The sequence below is a fragment of the Pseudoalteromonas sp. P1-11 genome (assembly GCF_001399995.1).
Taxonomy (GTDB): Bacteria; Pseudomonadota; Gammaproteobacteria; order Enterobacterales; family Alteromonadaceae; genus Pseudoalteromonas; species Pseudoalteromonas atlantica.
Genome location: NZ_LJSP01000002.1, coordinates 539594 through 558195, shown reverse-complemented (window position 1 = coordinate 558195; position 18602 = coordinate 539594). Strand labels below are relative to the sequence as shown.

Below are 18602 nucleotides of genomic sequence, written 5' to 3'. Positions count from 1 at the left end.
AAGAGGATAAAATATGTCGCAAAAATATAACGTTGCTGTACTTGGCGCTACAGGCTTAGTAGGTCGTCAAATTATTGAAACCCTGGAAGATCGTAAATTTCCGGTAGACCAACTTTTTTTACTAGCCAGTAGCCGCAGCGCAGGTGAAGACATAAAGTTTCGTGGTGAAACCATTGAAGTGCAAGACGTAGAAGGCTTTGACTTTAGCCAGGCACACATAGGTTTGTTTTCAGCTGGTGGCAGTGTATCACAAAAATACGCGCCAATTGCAGCCGATGCGGGCTGTGTTGTAATTGATAACACCTCACATTTTAGAAATGATTTTGAAGTACCGCTAGTGGTACCAGAAGTTAATGCAGCAAGCCTTGAAGACTTTAGAAATCGCAATATTATTGCAAACCCTAACTGCTCTACTATTCAAATGATGCTAGCGCTTAAACCAATTTACGACGCCTACGGTATTGACCGCATTAATGTATCTACCTACCAAGCTGTATCTGGTGCAGGCAAAGAAGCCGTAGATGAACTAGCAAAACAAACAGCTAATTTAATGAATGCTCGCCCAATGGAAAACGAAATTTTTCCTAAGCAAATTGCATTTAACGTTATCCCTCAAATAGATACCTTTGAAGATAACGGCTACACGCGCGAAGAAATGAAAATGGTAAACGAAACGCATAAAATTTTGGGTGATACCACTATTGCTGTTAACCCAACCTGTGTACGTGTACCTGTATTTTTTGGCCACTCTGAGTCAATCAACATTGAAACACGCATGCCGTATGACTTTGAGCACGTTAAACAGCTTTTAAATGATGCCCCAGGAGTCGAGCTTATTGAAGATGAGGGCGATTACCCAACCGCGGTTTCAGATGCCAGTGGTAATGATACAGTTTATGTTGGCCGCTTACGCGCTGATATTTCGCACCCTCATGGTTTAAATATGTGGGTTGTAAGTGATAACACCCGTAAAGGGGCTGCCACTAATAGTGTGCAAATAGCAGAAGAGTTAATCGCTAACTACTTATAAATACCCGCTAATATTGTGTGTAAATTAAGCGGCAAACTTTTATAGTTTGCCGCTTTTGTATTTAAGGGAGCCAAATTATTGCCGCTTAGCGTTGCTACAAACTAAACGCCTTGATCTATCACGATAAAATAGTATTAAGAATAAAGTTTTAAGGTATTTATTTTCAAAGCGTTGCAATGGATATTAGGCCGCAACTGGTTTATAGTTTGTAACTGGAATAGAGCTTGCAATAAAAATAGATTGTAATAACAAATGTAGATCAGCTATTTGGCTGGTTACGGCAAGAATAATTAATGTTGAGCAGCTAAATAAATAGCAAAGCATTTAACATTTACACATTAAAGGATCAGCATGCGCGGTTTAGCTTCACTTATTATATTAGCGTCTGCATTGGTAGTAACTCCAATTTACTCTCAAGACAGCACCCAATTAAAGGGGCCAAAAGGCGCTGACTATGGTGCGCAAGGGCGATCAATAGGGCCTATAAAGCCAACCGATACACTATGGCGTATTGCTGCCAAAGTACGCCCAGATAACTCAGTTAGTATCTACCAAGTTATGCAGGCCTTGTATAACAAAAACCCTAATTCTTTTTTAGAACAAAACCTAAACCACATGCAAAGTGGTGCATATTTAAAAATACCCACTTTAGCGGAAATTAGACGCGTAAATCCACAGCTTGCTAAACAACGCTCAGAGCAAGATGACGCGCTGTGGGAAAAAAAGAAAAATGGCACACTAACCACCAGTGAAATTAACGCCGCGCAAACTAAAGTAACACAAGCTCGTAAAGCCGATGTTGACGACGCTAAAAAAGAAATCCAAAAAGAATTAAATGAAATAAAAACGCAGCAAGGTAATAAGCTTGTAGAGCTGCAGCAGCAATTTAAAAGCTCGGTTAATAATGTAGAAGAAATATTAGCTGAGAATAATAATCTCAAAAAACAATTGTCGGGTATTTCAAAAGAGCTCGCCAATGTAAAAGAACAGCTAGGCCAAGACAGCGAAATTCAAAAACAGCTAAAAGAGCTAATAGAAAAACAAAACGAAATAATAGCTCAGCAAAAAGTGCAAGAAGTACCAAAAGAAGAACCTTTTAACCTAGGCGCTTTAATGTCTAACCCACTTGTACTTATTTTATTAATGACCATTCCTGCGTTATTAATTATTTTTGCTGTGGTGATGTTTTTACGAAAGCGCGCCAACAAAGACGAAGAAACTCAAGATGACGATGATTTTCTGCCACAAACGCCCAGCTTTACCGAAGACGAGCCGCAAAGTAATGATGCGTTAGACGATCCAATCATTCCTGACCCGCTTGATGATTTAGATATTCAACTAGATGACAATCATAGCAGCGATATTTTGCCAGAGGATGATATTGCATTTGATGATTCTCTCGATGATGCGTTAGACGATGAATTTTCTGATTCAGAAAACTTGCTCGATCAAGACGAATTAGAAAGCCTATTAAGTGATGATATTGTTTTTGATGACGAAGGCAGTGAAGGGGACGAGTTAGACGTTTTCATGCAGCAGGGCTTTGATGAACCTGTAGATGAAAAACAAGATGATGAAATTGACCTTGATTTAGATGATACAAAAGATTCGGACGATATTTTAAGCAGTGACGACCTAGACGATTTATTTGATGAGGACGATAGCCTGCCTGAAATTGACTTGCCTGAGGTTGAGCAACCTACCGCAGATAGCAGCTTAGAAAGCAATGATGAGTTGGCCGCGTTAAGCGAAGAGCTAGCCCAAGAAGAGGATGTTGACTTTGATATTGATGAACTATTAGATCAACAAGCTGATAAAGAATCACCAAAAGACGATGACTTTGATTTAGACGACATAGACAGCTTAATTGATGAAGCAGGCAATACAACCGAAGAAACTCCTGCTGATGCGCTAGTTGAAGAAAGCGATGACTTTGATTTAGACGACATAGACAGCTTAATTGATGAAGTTGAAGATTCATCTGTCGCTCAAGTAGCAACAGATAATAATACTGAGCGAAATATTGATAGCGCATTAGCTGATTCAGTCGAAGATCTAGCTGATGCACAGGAAGATTTTGACGAAGATGATATTGAAACATTAGCGTCTTCACTTATTGATGAGCCAGAGCTTGTAGAAGAGCCTGAACTTGTAGAAGAGCCTGAACTTGTAGAAGAACCTGAACTTGTAGAAGAACCTGAACTTGAAGAAGAACCAGAGCTCGAAGAAGAGCCTGAACTCGAAGAAAAACCAGAGCTTGAAGATGAGCCAGAGCTTGAAGATGAGCCTGAGCTTGCAGACGAGCCAGAACTTCGCGAGGAACCAGAGCTTGATGCTGACTTGCTTGAAAACACTGACTTTACAGATAGTTCAGAAACGTTACTCGACCCAGAGGATGCACAGGAAGAGTACACCGACGATACCCTAAAAAGTGTTGATGAATTACTCAACGAGCTACAGCAGGCTACAGACGAAGACTATGTTGAAAACCCTGATTGGGCGTTAGATGATCTTGATGATGACATTGAAGAGGTAGAGGTTGATTTAGGTGACGATCCGCTTGATTCACAAGAAAAACCAGTGAGTCCGCTTTTAGATACTCAACCTGAAAATGATGTTGTAAATGATACGCTTAGTGATGATATAGACTTTTCAGATGATAAGCCCGAGACGTTAGATGTAACAGAGCAACAGCAATATCTTCCTGATGAGTTATTGGGAGATGAGCTTGATGGTGATGCAACAGGCATGCAGCCAAGCCAAGCTGAACAAGACTTAGCAAACGCACTTTCAGGCAGTGAATTAGATAGCTTAGAAGACGACTTTGATGATGAGTTACTCATTGATAACGATTTTTCAGAGCCAGAGCTTGAGCCGAAGCATACCGATGATATAGGTGCAGATGATAACCACGCTCAAGTGCCGTCATCACTAGATGAATTAACTGATGATGAAAGCGAGCTAGATTTATCTGAAAATACGGATGAAGACGAAGGGGTTTTCGATGATGATTTATTGCAAAGCGTTGATGAGTTAGACGACGAGCTCAATGCTTTATTAGATGAGCAAGTAACTCCAAGTGAAGAACTTGACGAGTACCCTGAGTTAGAGCTTGATAACGATGACGAAATTGATTTAGATGATCAGCAATCATATAGTCCGCAAGAGTTACAAGGTGATGAACTTGATGGACAAGCAAGCGGTATGGCGCCAAGCCAAGCTGAGCAAGACTTAGCAAATGCACTTGCTGGTAACACTGGTATTGATGCGTTAGAAGCCGACCTAGATGACGAGCCGCTGATTGACGATGAGCTTGATGCGCCTTTACCGCAGGAGGAACCTCTAGGTGAAGCGCAAGCAACGGATAGTGCGCAGGAACAACCTGATTTTGACGATGCAATTTTAGAACAAGCACTTTCAGAAGATGTTGAAGATGAAATAACAAATTCGCAATTAGAAGCCGAGCTAACACAGGCTGCTGATGATCAAACTAATGAAGACGTTATACCCGACGAGCAGCTAGACGATGAATTTATGGCTGACTTAACGCAAACCGATTTTGATGCGTTGCTTAGTGAGTTAGGTGAACCGGATGAGTTAAATTTAGAAGATAGCAGCGAATTTGATGTCGACTTTGATAGCCTATTAAACGAAGACTTAGACACTGAAGTTGAAGCGAAAGCGGTACAAGAAGAGCCTTCGCCAAGTGAACAGCAGGCTACAACCGATGACTTTGTTGATATTGACGCGCTACTTGAACAAAGCGATGACTCAGTACTTGAGCACGAGCCCTATGACGAGGTTAATATGGACGTAGGGTTAAGTGACTTTGATTCGTTACTTGCAGGCGATAACCCAACAGATGTTGACTTAGAAAGCGGTGGTTATTCTGCCAAGCTTGATTTGGCAAGAGCATACATTGAAATTGACGACTTTGACTCAGCCCTTAAAGTGATTGAAGATGTTATTGAAAGTGGCCCTGAAGATGTACAAGAAGAAGCGCAAAGTTTAAAAGCTAAACTTAACTAGAGCATTCATGATTATAAAAACCGCATTAGCTTTGTTAATGCGGTTTTTTTATAGGTACGAATAACTCTAACCTATAAAAAGCACTTAATTAGTTTTAGACGTTTATTAAACCCAGGATGTTAAAAGCTCACTAACTTATCGCTGTGTTTTATTGGGGTAAAATAAATTACTTAATTTTGCGAATAACTATAAATAGACGAGGTTACTTTTATTGCACCGCGAGATAGCATAAAATGCCCCGTTCATTAGCACAGTAGGTAAAGCAGTAATTATGCGAGTAGCACTTGGAGTTGAATACAACGGCGCACGTTACAGTGGTTGGCAACGTCAGTCTCATGTAAATAGCGTACAACAAGAAGTAGAAAAAGCGTTGTCGAGCATTTGTAATCATCCGGTTGAAATAGTGTGTGCGGGCCGCACAGATGCAGGTGTGCATGGCACTGGTCAAGTTGTACACTTTGAAACCCATGCTCCCCGTGAGATGGTTGCATTTACTATGGGAATGAACACGTTACTCCCTAAAGATATAGCGATTCGTTTTGCACAACCTGTTAGTGAAGACTTTCATGCACGCTTTAGCGCAACAGCGCGTCGTTATCGTTATGTTATTTATAATTACGCTTATAGAGGCGCAGTTATGAATGAAGGCGTTACGCATTTTCATCACCCACTTGATGAAACAAAAATGCAAGAGGCGTGTCAGTACTTAATTGGCGAGCACGACTTTACCTCTTTTAGAGCGCTGCATTGCCAAGCTAATACAGCAAACAGAACTATTCATCATTTATCGGTACATCGCCAGGGCGATTACGTTATTATTGATATTAAAGCGAACGCTTTTTTACACCATATGGTGCGAAATATTACCGGCTGTTTAATGGATATAGGCCTACACAAGCACCAACCTGTATGGTTAAAAGAGCTATTAGATTTAAAAGAACGTGCTAAAGCCAGTGCCACAGCAAAAGCCGCGGGTCTTTATTTAGTAGATGTAGATTACCCAGAACACTTTAATATTCCTAAAACCCCACTAGGGCCATTATTTTTACCTGACTCGGAATGTTAGTGTTGAATTTATAAGCGTTTATCTAACTACTAAGACCAGTTTTTTATACCGTGTTTGTGTAATTCATGTTTTAATTGAAAAAATCTGTCTGCTACTTATTAGCAGACTCGCGACACAGAACAGCATTAAGAGAGTTGCAAATGAGTTGGTTAGAAAAAATCTTACCTAAAACGACTAAGTCGTCAGGTCGTAAAGAAATTCCAGAAGGCGTTTGGGCTAAATGTACAGCTTGCGATTCAATTTTATATAAAGCTGAACTAGAAAAATCATTAAACGTATGTCCTAAATGCGACCATCACATGCGTGTGAGCGGCCGTAAACGTTTAGAGCACTTTTTAGATGAGGGTGACCGCACGGAGCTTGGCACTGAGCACGAGCCTAAAGATGTATTAAAGTTTAAAGACTCTAAAAAATACTCAGACCGTATTAGCGCAGCCCAAAAATCAAGTGGCGAAAAAGACGCGTTAGTAGCAATGAAGGGCCGCTTAAAAGGTATTCCTGTTGCTGCGGTTGCTTTTGAATTCTCATTTATGGGTGGTTCAATGGCCTCGGTTGTAGGCGCACGTTTTGTTGATGCCGTAGACCAATGTTTAGAGCACAACATGCCATTAGTGTGTTTTTCTGCCTCAGGTGGTGCACGTATGCAAGAAGCGCTTATGTCGCTAATGCAAATGGCTAAAACCAGCGCTGCGCTTGCTAAAATGAGCGAAAAAGGCCTGCCGTTTATATCAGTAATGACCGACCCAACCATGGGTGGTGTATCTGCATCATTAGCGATGTTAGGTGATATTAACGTAGCTGAGCCAAAAGCTTTAATTGGCTTTGCGGGTCCGCGCGTAATTGAGCAAACAGTGCGTGAAACCTTGCCAGAAGGTTTTCAACGCAGTGAGTTCTTATTAGAGCACGGTGCAATTGATATGATTATTGACCGTCGTGAAATGCGCGACACATTAGCACGCGTACTTGCTAAATTTATGAACTTGCCTTCTACCGAACAAGAGCATAGAGTAGCGTAAATTTCAGCTTTACTGATTACACGCTATGACAAATACAATTCCTAGCCAATCATCAAGCCTTGATGATTGGCTTTGTTATTTAGAGAGTGTTCACCCTGCAAATATTGAAATGGGACTCGAACGCGTTGCTACTGTTGCAAATAACATTGGCTTATTAAACACTTCCAGCAAAATTATTCTTATTGGCGGCACAAACGGCAAAGGCACAACTGCACGCTGTTTAGAATCGCTATTACTTGCGCAAGGTTACAGCGTAGGTACGTATGCCTCTCCTCATTTAATTAGATACAACGAGCGTGTGCGCATAAATGGCCAAGAGCTTGATGATCAATACCATGTTGATGCCTTTAACACGCTAGAGCAAGGTCGCGCTAATACGGCGCTTACGTATTTCGAATATGGCACCCTAGGTGCGCTGGCTATTTTTAAACGCTTTGAGGTTGATTATGTGCTGCTTGAGGTTGGTTTGGGCGGGCGCTTTGATGCCACCAATATTGTTACACCTTATGCAAGCGTGATCACCACCATAGATTTAGATCATAAAGAATACCTAGGCGATACACGAGAGTTAGTTGCTTATGATAAGGCAGGCATATTTCGTCAAAACACGCCGGCTATTATTGGTGATTTAAACATACCACATACAATGACCGATTACGGTGCCGATATTAAAGCAGGCATGGTTATATCCGGTACTGATTTTATATTCAAAGAGCACGAAGCGCATTTTACATGGCAATATAAAAATCATAATTTGCTGTTAGATAAGCCAGCGATCCCTGCACAAAATGCAGCAACGGCCTTAACAACCTTAGCTGTGCTAAATTTATTGCCAAGTGATGAGGTAATTAAGCATTGTTTAGCTAACTTAGTTGTTGAGGGACGCTTTGAGCAGTTAAGCACTGCACCTTTAGTGTTTACCGATGTAGCTCACAATCCCGAATCTGCTCGTTATTTAGCACTAAAGCTTGCAAGCTATAAAGATAAAGGCTTTAAAATTCATGCATTAGTCGCTATGCTTGCTGACAAAGATAAAGCGGGTGTACTTAAAGAGGTAAGCCATGTAATTGATCACTGGTCTCTTACTAGCTTGCACATACCTCGTGGCGATAACGTTGAAAATATGGCCGCGGCGTTGCAAACTATACCTCATACAGGCACGCATGAACGCTATAATAGTGTGCACGATGCACTTAATGTAATTATGCCTACACAGCAAAGTGATACGCTTTTAATTGTGTTTGGGTCATTTTTTACTGTTGCAGATGCTATAAACTACTTTAAAAAATAGAGAGAAAGTCGGTGAACTCAGGTTTTATAAATCGTTTAGTCGGAACCAGTATTGTGGTGATCGCAGCAATTGTGTTTATTCCTAATATACTCGATGGCGAAAAGGTCCACTACAAAGAGGGCTTTAAAGCTATCCCTGAACGCTCTGAGTTTAAAACTATTGACCTTCAAGAGTCTATAGATGAAAAAGTAGCGCAGGCTGAGCCTTTAAAACAAGAGCAAATTGAAGACATAGCTGCCGATGACGATGTGCTGACAAGCAAACAAAGCCAATACGCAGCTGAGCCTGAAATAGTCGAAGCAAGCATAGAGCCTCAAACTGCGCAAAAGCCTATAGCTAAAGCGCCAGAGCCGGTAAAAGCAAAACCTATTGCACCACGTAAAAGTGAAGAAAACCTCACTGATATGGCCTATGTAATTCAGCTAGGTAGTTTTTCCCATGCCGCCAATGTTAAGGCCTTACAAGCTAAGCTTAAAGCGAAAGGTTTTAAAACGTTTACAAAACCAATTAAAACGCCAAACGGCACATTGACTAAAGTGTTTGTTGGGCCCTCGCTTGATAAGGGGGAGCTGACCAAAAAGTTACCCGAGCTTAAAGCGCTTACCAAGTTAAACGGTAAAGTCACTCAATACAGCGTCTCTAATTGATTTTAAAAGGCCTTACTATAGTAAGGCTTTTTTTGTTTTTAAGGGCTAAAAATAGCCGTTAAAGTGATAAGTTTTTGTACGTGCTAGTTGCTGGTTATCTCCCGCTTTAACTTGCATATTAACGAGGTTTGGGTATAGAATGCGCCCCAAAATAGCGACTAATTGGTTAATATGATCTGGGTTGATTACGCCATTCTTGGCATCATTGCACTGTCTACCATCATCGGTTTAATACGCGGCTTTGTTAAAGAAGCTATGTCATTAGCAGTATGGGCTTGCGCATTTATCATCTCTAGTTTGTTTTACCAATATTTAGCTTCCTTCCTAACAAGTATTTCTGAACCCCTTTTAAGAAATGCGGCGGCCATTGCCATACTCTTCTTTGCGACGCTACTGTTAGGCGGTTTACTAAACTACATTTTAGGTGAGCTTGTACAACGTACTGGTTTATCTGGCACCGATCGTGTCTTCGGCATTGTTTTTGGTGCGTTACGAGGCGTGTTGGTCGTGAGCGCGTTACTCTTCTTTCTTGATGCTTTTACTGGTGCACCAAACACGCACTGGTGGGGCAATTCTATTTTGATTCCAGAATTTGGCTTTGTTGTTGAATGGTTCTTTTCGTACCTAGAAAACAACTCGAGCTTTTTAAATTCAGTAAACCGTTAATCGGCGAGGATAAATTACATGTGTGGTATCGTTGGGATAGTCGGAACATCTCCTGTTAATCAGGCGATTTATGATGGCTTAACTGTTTTGCAGCACCGAGGTCAAGATGCCGCGGGCATCATTACCATTGAAAACAATACGTTTAGCTTGCGCAAAGCAAATGGCCTAGTAAAGGATGTGTTTCACACCCGCCATATGAAACGACTACAAGGCACAATTGGTATTGGCCACGTACGTTACCCTACTGCTGGCTCGTCAAGTTCATCTGAAGCGCAGCCGTTTTACGTTAATTCACCATTTGGTATTGCGCTTGCGCACAATGGTAATTTAACCAATGCTGAAACTCTAAAGCAGCAACTGTTCTCAGAAGCGCGTCGTCACGTTAATACAACGTCTGACTCAGAAATACTACTTAATATCATGGCACATGAGCTAAGTAAGTCTGACAAATTACATTTAGACGCTGAAGACATCTTCACTGCAGTAACCGAAGTAAACAACAAGGTAACCGGTGGCTACGCCGCTATTGCGATGATTATTGGCCACGGTGTTTTAGCATTTCGTGACCCTAATGGTATCCGTCCTTTGGTATTTGGTAAGCGTGAAACCCCTAAAGGCACTGAGTACATGTTTGCCTCAGAAAGCGTAGCATTAAAGCCAGACGGCTTTGAATTTGTGCGTGACGTTGCGCCAGGTGAAGCGATTTACGTAACTGAAGATGGCCAATTTCATTCACAAAGTTGTGCTGAAAAAGCCTCTTATGCGCCGTGTATTTTTGAGTTTGTTTATTTTGCTCGCCCAGATTCAACCATCGATCGTATGTCGGTTTACGCAACGCGTGTAAATATGGGTACTAAACTGGGTGAAAAAATTGCGCGTGAGTGGAGCGATAAAGACATTGATGTTGTTATCCCAATTCCTGAAACCTCATGCGATGTGGCGTTAGAAATTGCCCGCATGCTTGATTTACCTTACCGCCAAGGCTTTGTTAAAAACCGTTATATTGGTCGTACATTTATCATGCCTGGCCAAGAAATGCGTAAAAAGTCAGTGCGTCAAAAGCTAAATGCGATTGACCGTGAGTTTAAAGGTAAAAACGTTTTACTGGTTGATGATTCAATTGTACGCGGTACAACCTCGGCACAAATTGTAGAAATGGCCCGTGAAGCCGGAGCAAAAAATGTGTATTTTGCCTCAGCAGCACCAGAAATTCGTTTTCCTAATGTGTATGGTATTGATATGCCATCTGCCGCAGAGCTTATTGCGCATGGCCGCGAAGTTGAAGACATTAACCAAAGCATCAGTGCTGACGGCTTAATTTTTCAATCGCTAAACGATTTAATTGCCGCTGTAAGCCAAGAAAACCCAGAAATTACTAAGTTTGAAACCTCTGTATTTGATGGGCAATACATTACCGGTGATATCGATCAAGATTACTTAAACCATATTGATCAATTGCGTAACGACTCGGCTAAAAGTAACCGAGAAAACGCCATGTCATCAGGCCTTGAAATACACAATCAAGATGCCAACGAAGCTGATTAATGTGTGATTAAACATAATCAGACATAAAAAAAGGAGCTAACTAGCTCCTTTTTTGCGAAGGAAAGAAAGGGAACACTTCATATCAAACAACGTGGTTGATTAGGTAAACATTGGACTCATAATGCCGTTAGTCCAAAGTATTGCGGTTACAGCTAAAATTATTACCAATAAAATTAGCCCGCAGGTAACAACAGAGCTGGCATAAATAAAGCCGCGCTCTTGTGGAATATGCATTAGTATTGGCACGCCTGTATAAAGCAAGTACACCGAGTAGGCTAGGGCAATCATACCTACGCAAACAACAAACCACAGCTCAGGTAAAAAAGCGGCTAAGGCCGACATAAACACGGGTGTAGCAGTATAAGCGGCAAGTTCAAGCGTTTGTGTAAAGGTAGGTTTAGCACCAAATGTAACGGCCATCCAATGGGCTAAATAGGCCAGTGCAAACACACCGGCTATTAACGCACCATACATAGCCACGGCAATTAGCAGTGCGCTTTCATGCGTTAAAAATACTGGGTTGCCCGCACCAATACTCCAGCCTAAATACACCGATGAGTAATACCCCATAATCGATGGAAATAATGCAATAAGTAAAATATGCGACAGGCTATAAGTCAGGCTTTCGTGGCGGTTATCTATTGTTTGCCATTCTTCGAGTGGATGAGCATAAATGCCCCACAGGTGGTTCAGTATCATAGCGGTACTCCATAAAAGGAACGTATTACTGTTGGTTATAATTTAGTTTTAGTTAGTTTGTTTTTTATACAGCACCTATATTTATGGTTTAGTTCATATACAAAGTCAAGTTAACTGCTTATTAACATTTTAAAGGGGTTGTTTTAGCTCGTTTTATTCTTCGTTATTTTTCGTGTTAAAATGGCTTTTTATTATTTGAAGTAACGAGCAGCCCTGTGCCACATAGCGAACTTTTAGCCCCTATTAATAATTTTTTATTGTGCGAAACCCCAAATGAATGGGTTATTGAGGCTGTAAAAAAAGAAAATTTATCGATTATTTTAATCGATCACTTAATTTGTGAGTTAAAAGCAGCGCAAAGTGCAATGTTTTTAATTCGTAAGTACGCGGTAGATAAAGACAGCAGCGATGCATTACTTGAATGGCTAAAGCCCTTTGAAACACTTATTTATAAACGGGAAGGTAATTGGCGTGATTTAGCGGCTAAAAATAAACTTACAAAATCTATTATCCCAAAGTCTAACTCACCTTACGGGCAAGATTTAATAGATAAAATGGTGATGCTAATAAAAGAAGAATTACATCACTTTTACCAAGTGCTCGAAATAATGGACGAGTATGGGGTAGAGTACCGCAGTATTACACCGTGTCGTTACGCTAAAGGGATGCTACGTAACGTTAAAACATTTGAGCCTAATGCATTAGTCGATAAACTAATTGTAGGTGCTTATATTGAGGCTCGCTCATGTGAGCGTTTTGCTGCACTTGCTCCACATGTTGATAAACGCTTAGGCGATTTTTATATTTCATTGCTTCGCTCTGAGGCGCGCCATTATCAAGATTACTTAACACTGGCACAAGAAATTGCTGATTTTGATATTACTGAGCGAGTAGACTTTTTTGGTAAAATTGAGGCTGATTTGATCACTAGCCCTGATGAAGACTTTAAATTTCACAGTGGCGCACCTGCACTAGTTACTAACTAAAGTGGTGCTATTTAGCTCTTTAAGCACACCGGTTAGTTAGGTGTGCTACTTCTTTCTATAAAGTCTATGAGCTCAAGCGCCGTGCTTTGAGAAAAGCCATGTTTTACTAATAGCTCTTTTGCGGTGCCATTGTATAAAATAGTAGAAAAGCCTTGTTCAAGCGCGTCTCTTTTTTGTTTTGCATCAGGGTCAGACTTTGGAAACATAACATGCAGTTGATGATGCTCTAAATCGGGCGAAATATATTCAACTTGTGGCGCGCCGGGTTCATTAAGCTTTTCGGTGTTTTTTAACCAGTATTCACCCACTTCTTTAGTGCCTGCTACTAAGTCTATTCGTCCTTTTTGAAGCATATATAAACTGTTAATTAACCCGCGAGTTGAGGTTACGGCCAGGCCATTACTTTCAGAAAAAACTTCACTTACTGCGTAGCCAACGCCTTTACAAATACTGTATGGCTGTAAAGAGTCCATACTGCCGTCATAGTTTATTTGTCTGTCTTTGAGCTTAAATAGTCCAACGTATACGTTAGCAAGTGGGCGCGAATAATAAAAAAGATCAGTACGCGACTTTGTATAAAAAGCGCCTAAAATCGCATCTTTTTTATTTATTTTGGTAAGCTCCAGCGCCCTGTTCCAGCTGGTAAACTCGATGTCGTTATTAATATTTTGATTAGCTAAGGCCGCTTTAGTTAAGGCAGTAACCCAGCCGTTATCAATTAAGCGCTCACCAATATAGGGTGGGGAGTTTTCGGCGACGAGCTGCCAATTTTCTGAGGCATACCCTTTGGAAAAAATGCAACAAAGCACCAAACAATAAATAGCTTTATACATATATCCTTATCCTATTACCAAAAAGTACTTAAATAATAGTCAGGATTTGAGATTATGCGAAGGGCGTATTAATGAGTTTTTGACCTTGTGGAGTAACCACTAAATATGAGCCTTGAGTATACCAATCACCAAGCACAGTGCGTGTTAGTGTTTGCTTACCTACAGTGTAAGTGTGTACGTTAGGGCGGTGGGTGTGGCCGTGTATCATGTTGCTTACATTATACTTGGCAAACATCGCTAGTACGGCGTCATCTACTACGTCTAAAATTTCTATGGGTTTGTCGGCTTGGCTTAATTTGCTTTTTTCTCTGGCATTGCGAGCAATTTTTTTTCTGTACCATAGTGGCATTGCTAACATTAATTTAGGCCACCACCAACCGCGACTTTTTTTACGAAACTTTTGATACTCAATATCTTGGGTACACATTTCATCACCGTGCAAAATAACAGTGGGAGTGCCATATAAATCTATAACCGTTTGCTCGTTTAGCAATACCATACCTGCGCGTTTAGCGTATTGCTCACGCATAATAAAATCGCGATTACCGTGTATAAAGTACACTGGTGTACCGCCATCTTTAACGGCTTTTAAATGCTTTGCTACCTCACTAGCCAATTCTGTTACGTAGTCATCCCCAACCCATACTTCAAAAAAATCACCTAAAATATACAGTGCATCTACGGGCTTACCAATAATGTGCGTATTTATAAAGCGATAAAAGGCCTCGCTAATATCTGGGCGGTTTTCACTTAGGTGTAAGTCTGCAATAAAGTAGGTTTGAGAAGTCATAAAGGCATCTAGTTAGGTTTAATAAAAGCGGACGAATACATAATGTACCATGCCCGCTTAATTACTCAGTATATGAGTAAACGTTTAGCTTACAGTAACGTTTTCGATGATTACATTTTCAAGCGGTACGTCTTGGTGAAAACCAGCGCTGCCTGTTGCTACACCTTTAATTTTATTTACTACGTCCATACCTTCAACTACTTCAGCAAATACACAGTAACCCCAGCCTTGCGAAGTTTCGCTGCTGTGGTTTAAAAAGTCGTTGTCGTTAACGTTAATAAAAAATTGGGCTGTTGCTGAATGTGGATCAGGCGTACGCGCCATTGCTAATGTACCTACTTTATTAGATAGGCCATTATTTGCTTCGTTTTGAATTGGGTCGTTAACGTCTTTTTGTTCCATACCAGGTACAAACCCACCGCCTTGCACCATAAAGCCGTCAATTACGCGGTGAAAAATAGTGCCGTTGTAAAAACCTGAGTTTGCGTACTCTAAAAAGTTTTTAACTGTGTTTGGAGCTTCTTGCTCAAACATTTTAATGGTGATGTCACCAAAATTAGTGTGTAGAACAACCATGTGGTTTCCTATATCTGGTTTAATTAGTCGCGCTATTTTATCTTAGTTAACTAAGATAAACAAAGTGCTTGTTCAATATATCCAAAGCTGCCCAAGGTATATACTTGTGCGTTTTACAGGGGGTTAATATCGAGGCGGTATTTGGCCGTTGTGGTATTTTTTTCAATATAAACCATGCACAGAACAAGAGCCTGTTAAGCAATAAACAGGGTGGTTTAAAACTGATTTTTACAGTGTTATTAATTTTAACAACAGAACCTCTATTACATACAATCAAGGCCTTGCCTAAATTGGTTTTAATTGCTGCTTAAACATGCGTATTGAAGAGGTTTGGGTATAAAAAGCGCTAGAGCGGGGGCTTTTCAAGTGTTAACATAGCCAACTCAGCAAACAGTCAAGGACTAAAAGTAAATGGTACAAATATACAACACACTCACGCGACAAAAAGAGCAGTTTAAACCTATGGTCGAAGGCAAAATCGACATGTATGTGTGTGGTATCACCATTTATGATTTTTGTCATATCGGTCATGCGCGTACATTTGTCGGGTTTGATGTTATTGTCCGCTACCTTCGCCACCTTGGGTACGACTTAAAATACGTACGTAATATTACCGACGTAGATGATAAAATAATTAAACGCGCAAACGAAAATGGCGAGTCAATTAATGACCTAACTTTGCGTATGACCCAAGCCATGCACGAAGACTTTGATAGCCTAAACATGCTGCGCCCAGATATTGAACCTACGGTTACAAACCATATGGATGAAATTATCGAAATGGTTGAGCGCTTAATTGCAAAGGGCCATGCATACGTAGCAAACGACGGCGACGTGCTTTTTGATGTTTCTACGTTTGAGCAGTACGGCGCACTATCGCAGCAAGATTTAAGTATGCTCCAAGCAGGCTCTCGCGTAGAGGTCGCCCAAGATAAAGACGATCCGCTTGATTTTGTATTGTGGAAAAAAGCAAAAGCAGGCGAACCTTCATGGTCATCTCCGTGGGGAGAAGGGCGTCCGGGTTGGCATATAGAATGTTCAGCAATGAGCTCAAAGCATTTAGGCGAGCATTTTGATATTCACGGTGGCGGCTCTGATTTACAGTTTCCGCATCATGAAAACGAAATTGCGCAATCATGCTGTGCAAACAATGGTAAGTATGTAAATACATGGATCCACACAGGCATGGTACAAGTAAATAAAGAAAAAATGTCTAAATCATTAGACAACTTTTTTACTGTGCGTGAGGTACTAAAAACATATGACGCTGAATCAGTTCGTTACTTTTTAATCTCAGGGCATTACCGTAGCCAGCTAAATTACTCGCAAGAGAATTTAGATCAAGCACGTTCATCGCTTGAACGTATTTACACAGCACTTCGTGGTGTTGAGCCAATAACGTGTGATATTGAAAACAATGAGTACGTGGCTAAATTTAGAAAAGCCATGAATGATGATTTTAATACACCAGAGGCGTTACCGGTTTTATTTGAACTGGCTAAAGAGCTAAACCGTGTTAAAGACACCGATACACAGCAAGCAGGGCAATTAGCATTTGTGCTACGCAGCATAGGCGAAGTGCTTGGTGTTGCCCAGCAAGCACCTGAATCGTTTTTGCAAGGCGGGCAAGATGATGATGAAGTGGCCACTATCGAAGCGCTGATTGTAAAACGTAATGAAGCGCGCGTAAACAAAGATTGGGCCGCTGCTGATGAAGCACGTGATGCACTTAATGCACTCGGTGTCGTGCTTGAAGACTCAGCAGGTAAAACAACGTGGCGTAAAGCGTAAATGCGTTAAAGTAGCTTTTAAACTAAAAAGGGTTGCCAGTTGGCAACCCTTTTTTAATGCTAAGGCATTAATTTAACTGTGGTATTTTTCACATGCTTCGAGGGTGTTTTCAATTAAACTTGCTACAGTCATTGGGCCAACGCCACCCGGTACAGGAGTAATAAAATCAGCTTTTTGCTCTGCAACACTGTACTGAACATCGCCCACTAACTTGCCTGTATCTAAACGGTTAATACCTACATCAATCACAATTGCACCTTCTTTTACCCACTCACCAGGTATGAATTCAGGTTTACCTACGGCCACTACTAATAAGTCTGCGCGGCGCACATGGGTTTCTAAGTCTTGTGTAAATTTGTGACATACCGTTGTAGTACAACCGGCAAGTAATAACTCAAGCGACATAGGGCGGCCAACAATATTAGAGGCACCAACAACTACCGCATGCATCCCTTTGTAACGCACGCCCGTTGAATCTAATAAGGTAATAATCCCTTTGGGTGTACATGGGCGCAGCGCCGGCATACGTTGCGCTAAGCGGCCAATATTGTAAGGGTGAAAACCGTCTACATCTTTATGTGGTGTAATACGTTCTAAAATCTTTTCAGCATCTAGGCCTTCAGGTAGCGGTAGTTGCACCAAAATACCATCTACTTCGCCATCGTTATTTAGCTCATCAATTAATGCTAGTAGTTCTTCTTCGCTGGTTTGAGCAGGTAAATCAAATGACTTTGAAATAAATCCTACTTCTTCACACGCTTTACGCTTAGAGCCAACGTAAACTTGGCTTGCAGGGTCAAGCCCTACCAGTACTACTGCTAAACCGGGTGCACGTAAACCGTTTGCAACGCGTTCGCTTACGCGCTCAGCCACTGCACTACGTACTTGCTTTGCGATTGCCTTACCATCAATGATGTTTGCCGTCATGGGGGACCTTTAATTGGGGTTAAATAAACTTCGATACTTATATTTTAAAAGCATCTGCATATAAAGAGGGGTGTATGCAAAAAATTAATTTTATTAATGCTTTTTTAATATGCAGGCTATTTTCGCAGAAAAGGCCCGAAGCGCCAAGTTGCTTTTAGGTTATAAACCGGTGTTTTCAAAAAAAGCGTCTAAATTTCAGCTTAGTTTTGCAATATTTAACCATTATGAACTAAAAATGACCGATTGATTTATTTTATGCAAAAAACGTTTGACCTCTCCCAGGCAAATCACTATTATGCACCCCGTTGTCAACGAGGTCACTCGCAGGCAATCGTAAGCATCGGCGATTAGCGCAGTTTGGTAGCGCACTTGGTTTGGGTCCAAGGGGTCGCAGGTTCAAATCCTGCATCGCCGACCACTTCTTTTATTTTTATAATAGAATAGCTTACAGGCAAACTATGAAGTTTTCGATGCGCCCGTAGCTCAGCTGGATAGAGCAACGCCCTTCTAAGGCGTTGGTCGAAGGTTCGAATCCTTCCGGGTGCGCCATTTGAAAACAAAGTAAATACCGTGGTGATTGTAGCTCAGTTGGTAGAGCCCCGGATTGTGATTCCGGTTGTCGTGGGTTCGAGCCCCATCAGTCACCCCAATTTACTTCGAGTATCGGCGATTAGCGCAGTTTGGTAGCGCACTTGGTTTGGGTCCAAGGG

General features: G+C 41.1%; 15 protein-coding genes and 4 tRNA genes (1 of these 19 cut by a window edge). 14 read left to right on the top strand and 5 right to left on the bottom strand.

Annotated features, from left to right (window positions below; translation table 11 throughout):
* The first annotated feature begins 13 nt into the window (after positions 1–13).
* From AN390_RS05200 to purF, 8 genes are all read left to right on the top strand, one after another.
* Positions 14–1030 carry an aspartate-semialdehyde dehydrogenase gene (locus AN390_RS05200; RefSeq protein WP_055253127.1) on the top strand — a complete coding sequence of 339 codons (1017 nt, stop codon included), beginning with the start codon at positions 14–16 and terminating at the stop codon, positions 1028–1030.
* Positions 1031–1381: 351 nt separating this feature from the next.
* On the top strand, positions 1382–5059 hold the full coding sequence (locus AN390_RS05195) for a FimV/HubP family polar landmark protein (RefSeq protein ID WP_055253126.1): 3678 nt from the start codon (positions 1382–1384) through the stop codon (positions 5057–5059).
* Between the two features lie 271 nt (positions 5060–5330).
* Positions 5331–6125 (top strand): tRNA pseudouridine(38-40) synthase TruA, encoded by a 795-nt coding sequence (gene truA / locus AN390_RS05190; protein WP_055253125.1) that lies wholly within the window; start codon positions 5331–5333, stop codon positions 6123–6125.
* Between the two features lie 140 nt (positions 6126–6265).
* Complete coding sequence (accD, locus tag AN390_RS05185; protein WP_024032247.1) at positions 6266–7141, top strand: acetyl-CoA carboxylase, carboxyltransferase subunit beta; 876 nt, start codon at positions 6266–6268, stop codon at positions 7139–7141.
* Positions 7142–7166: 25 nt separating this feature from the next.
* A complete protein-coding gene (gene folC, locus AN390_RS05180) occupies positions 7167–8432 on the top strand; it encodes a bifunctional tetrahydrofolate synthase/dihydrofolate synthase (protein ID WP_055253124.1) in 1266 nt (421 codons plus the stop codon).
* Between the two features lie 11 nt (positions 8433–8443).
* Positions 8444–9079: an SPOR domain-containing protein gene (locus tag AN390_RS05175; protein WP_055253123.1), complete on the top strand. Its 636-nt coding sequence runs from the start codon at positions 8444–8446 to the stop codon at positions 9077–9079.
* 171 nt (positions 9080–9250) lie between these two features.
* Positions 9251–9745 (top strand): CvpA family protein, encoded by a 495-nt coding sequence (locus AN390_RS05170; protein ID WP_004586885.1) that lies wholly within the window; start codon positions 9251–9253, stop codon positions 9743–9745.
* Between the two features lie 18 nt (positions 9746–9763).
* Entirely contained in the window at positions 9764–11290 is a 1527-nt protein-coding gene (gene purF / locus AN390_RS05165; RefSeq protein WP_004586886.1) for an amidophosphoribosyltransferase, read from the top strand.
* Positions 11291–11389: 99 nt separating this feature from the next.
* Here the strand turns inward: purF and AN390_RS05160 are convergent, their stop codons facing one another.
* Positions 11390–11989 (bottom strand): Yip1 family protein, encoded by a 600-nt coding sequence (locus tag AN390_RS05160; RefSeq protein WP_055253122.1) that lies wholly within the window; start codon positions 11987–11989, stop codon positions 11390–11392.
* A gap of 215 nt (positions 11990–12204) precedes the next feature.
* Between AN390_RS05160 and miaE the strand changes: the two genes are divergently transcribed.
* Complete coding sequence (gene miaE / locus AN390_RS05155; RefSeq protein WP_004586888.1) at positions 12205–12975, top strand: tRNA isopentenyl-2-thiomethyl-A-37 hydroxylase MiaE; 771 nt, start codon at positions 12205–12207, stop codon at positions 12973–12975.
* A 32-nt stretch (positions 12976–13007) separates the two neighbouring features.
* Here miaE and AN390_RS05150 read toward each other — a convergent pair whose 3' ends face one another.
* From AN390_RS05150 to AN390_RS05140, 3 genes are all read right to left on the bottom strand, one after another.
* Positions 13008–13808 (bottom strand): ABC transporter substrate-binding protein, encoded by an 801-nt coding sequence (locus AN390_RS05150; RefSeq protein WP_004586889.1) that lies wholly within the window; start codon positions 13806–13808, stop codon positions 13008–13010.
* Between the two features lie 52 nt (positions 13809–13860).
* On the bottom strand, positions 13861–14598 hold the full coding sequence (locus AN390_RS05145; protein WP_055253121.1) for a UDP-2,3-diacylglucosamine diphosphatase: 738 nt from the start codon (positions 14596–14598) through the stop codon (positions 13861–13863).
* A gap of 84 nt (positions 14599–14682) precedes the next feature.
* A complete protein-coding gene (locus AN390_RS05140) occupies positions 14683–15174 on the bottom strand; it encodes a peptidylprolyl isomerase (RefSeq protein WP_024032242.1) in 492 nt (163 codons plus the stop codon).
* Between the two features lie 411 nt (positions 15175–15585).
* Between AN390_RS05140 and cysS the strand changes: the two genes are divergently transcribed.
* Positions 15586–16965 (top strand): cysteine--tRNA ligase, encoded by a 1380-nt coding sequence (cysS, locus tag AN390_RS05135; protein ID WP_055253120.1) that lies wholly within the window; start codon positions 15586–15588, stop codon positions 16963–16965.
* A 72-nt stretch (positions 16966–17037) separates the two neighbouring features.
* On the opposite strand, the gene folD is transcribed toward cysS, so the two are convergent.
* On the bottom strand, positions 17038–17892 hold the full coding sequence (gene folD, locus AN390_RS05130) for a bifunctional methylenetetrahydrofolate dehydrogenase/methenyltetrahydrofolate cyclohydrolase FolD (protein ID WP_029772557.1): 855 nt from the start codon (positions 17890–17892) through the stop codon (positions 17038–17040).
* A gap of 341 nt (positions 17893–18233) precedes the next feature.
* Between folD and AN390_RS05125 the strand changes: the two genes are divergently transcribed.
* From AN390_RS05125 to AN390_RS05110, 4 genes are all read left to right on the top strand, one after another.
* Positions 18234–18310 (top strand) — tRNA-Pro (locus tag AN390_RS05125).
* Positions 18311–18364: 54 nt separating this feature from the next.
* A tRNA-Arg gene (locus tag AN390_RS05120) sits at positions 18365–18441 on the top strand.
* Between the two features lie 24 nt (positions 18442–18465).
* Positions 18466–18541: transfer RNA gene (locus AN390_RS05115), tRNA-His, on the top strand.
* A 15-nt stretch (positions 18542–18556) separates the two neighbouring features.
* Positions 18557–18602: transfer RNA gene (locus AN390_RS05110), tRNA-OTHER, on the top strand; it runs 69 nt beyond the window's last position.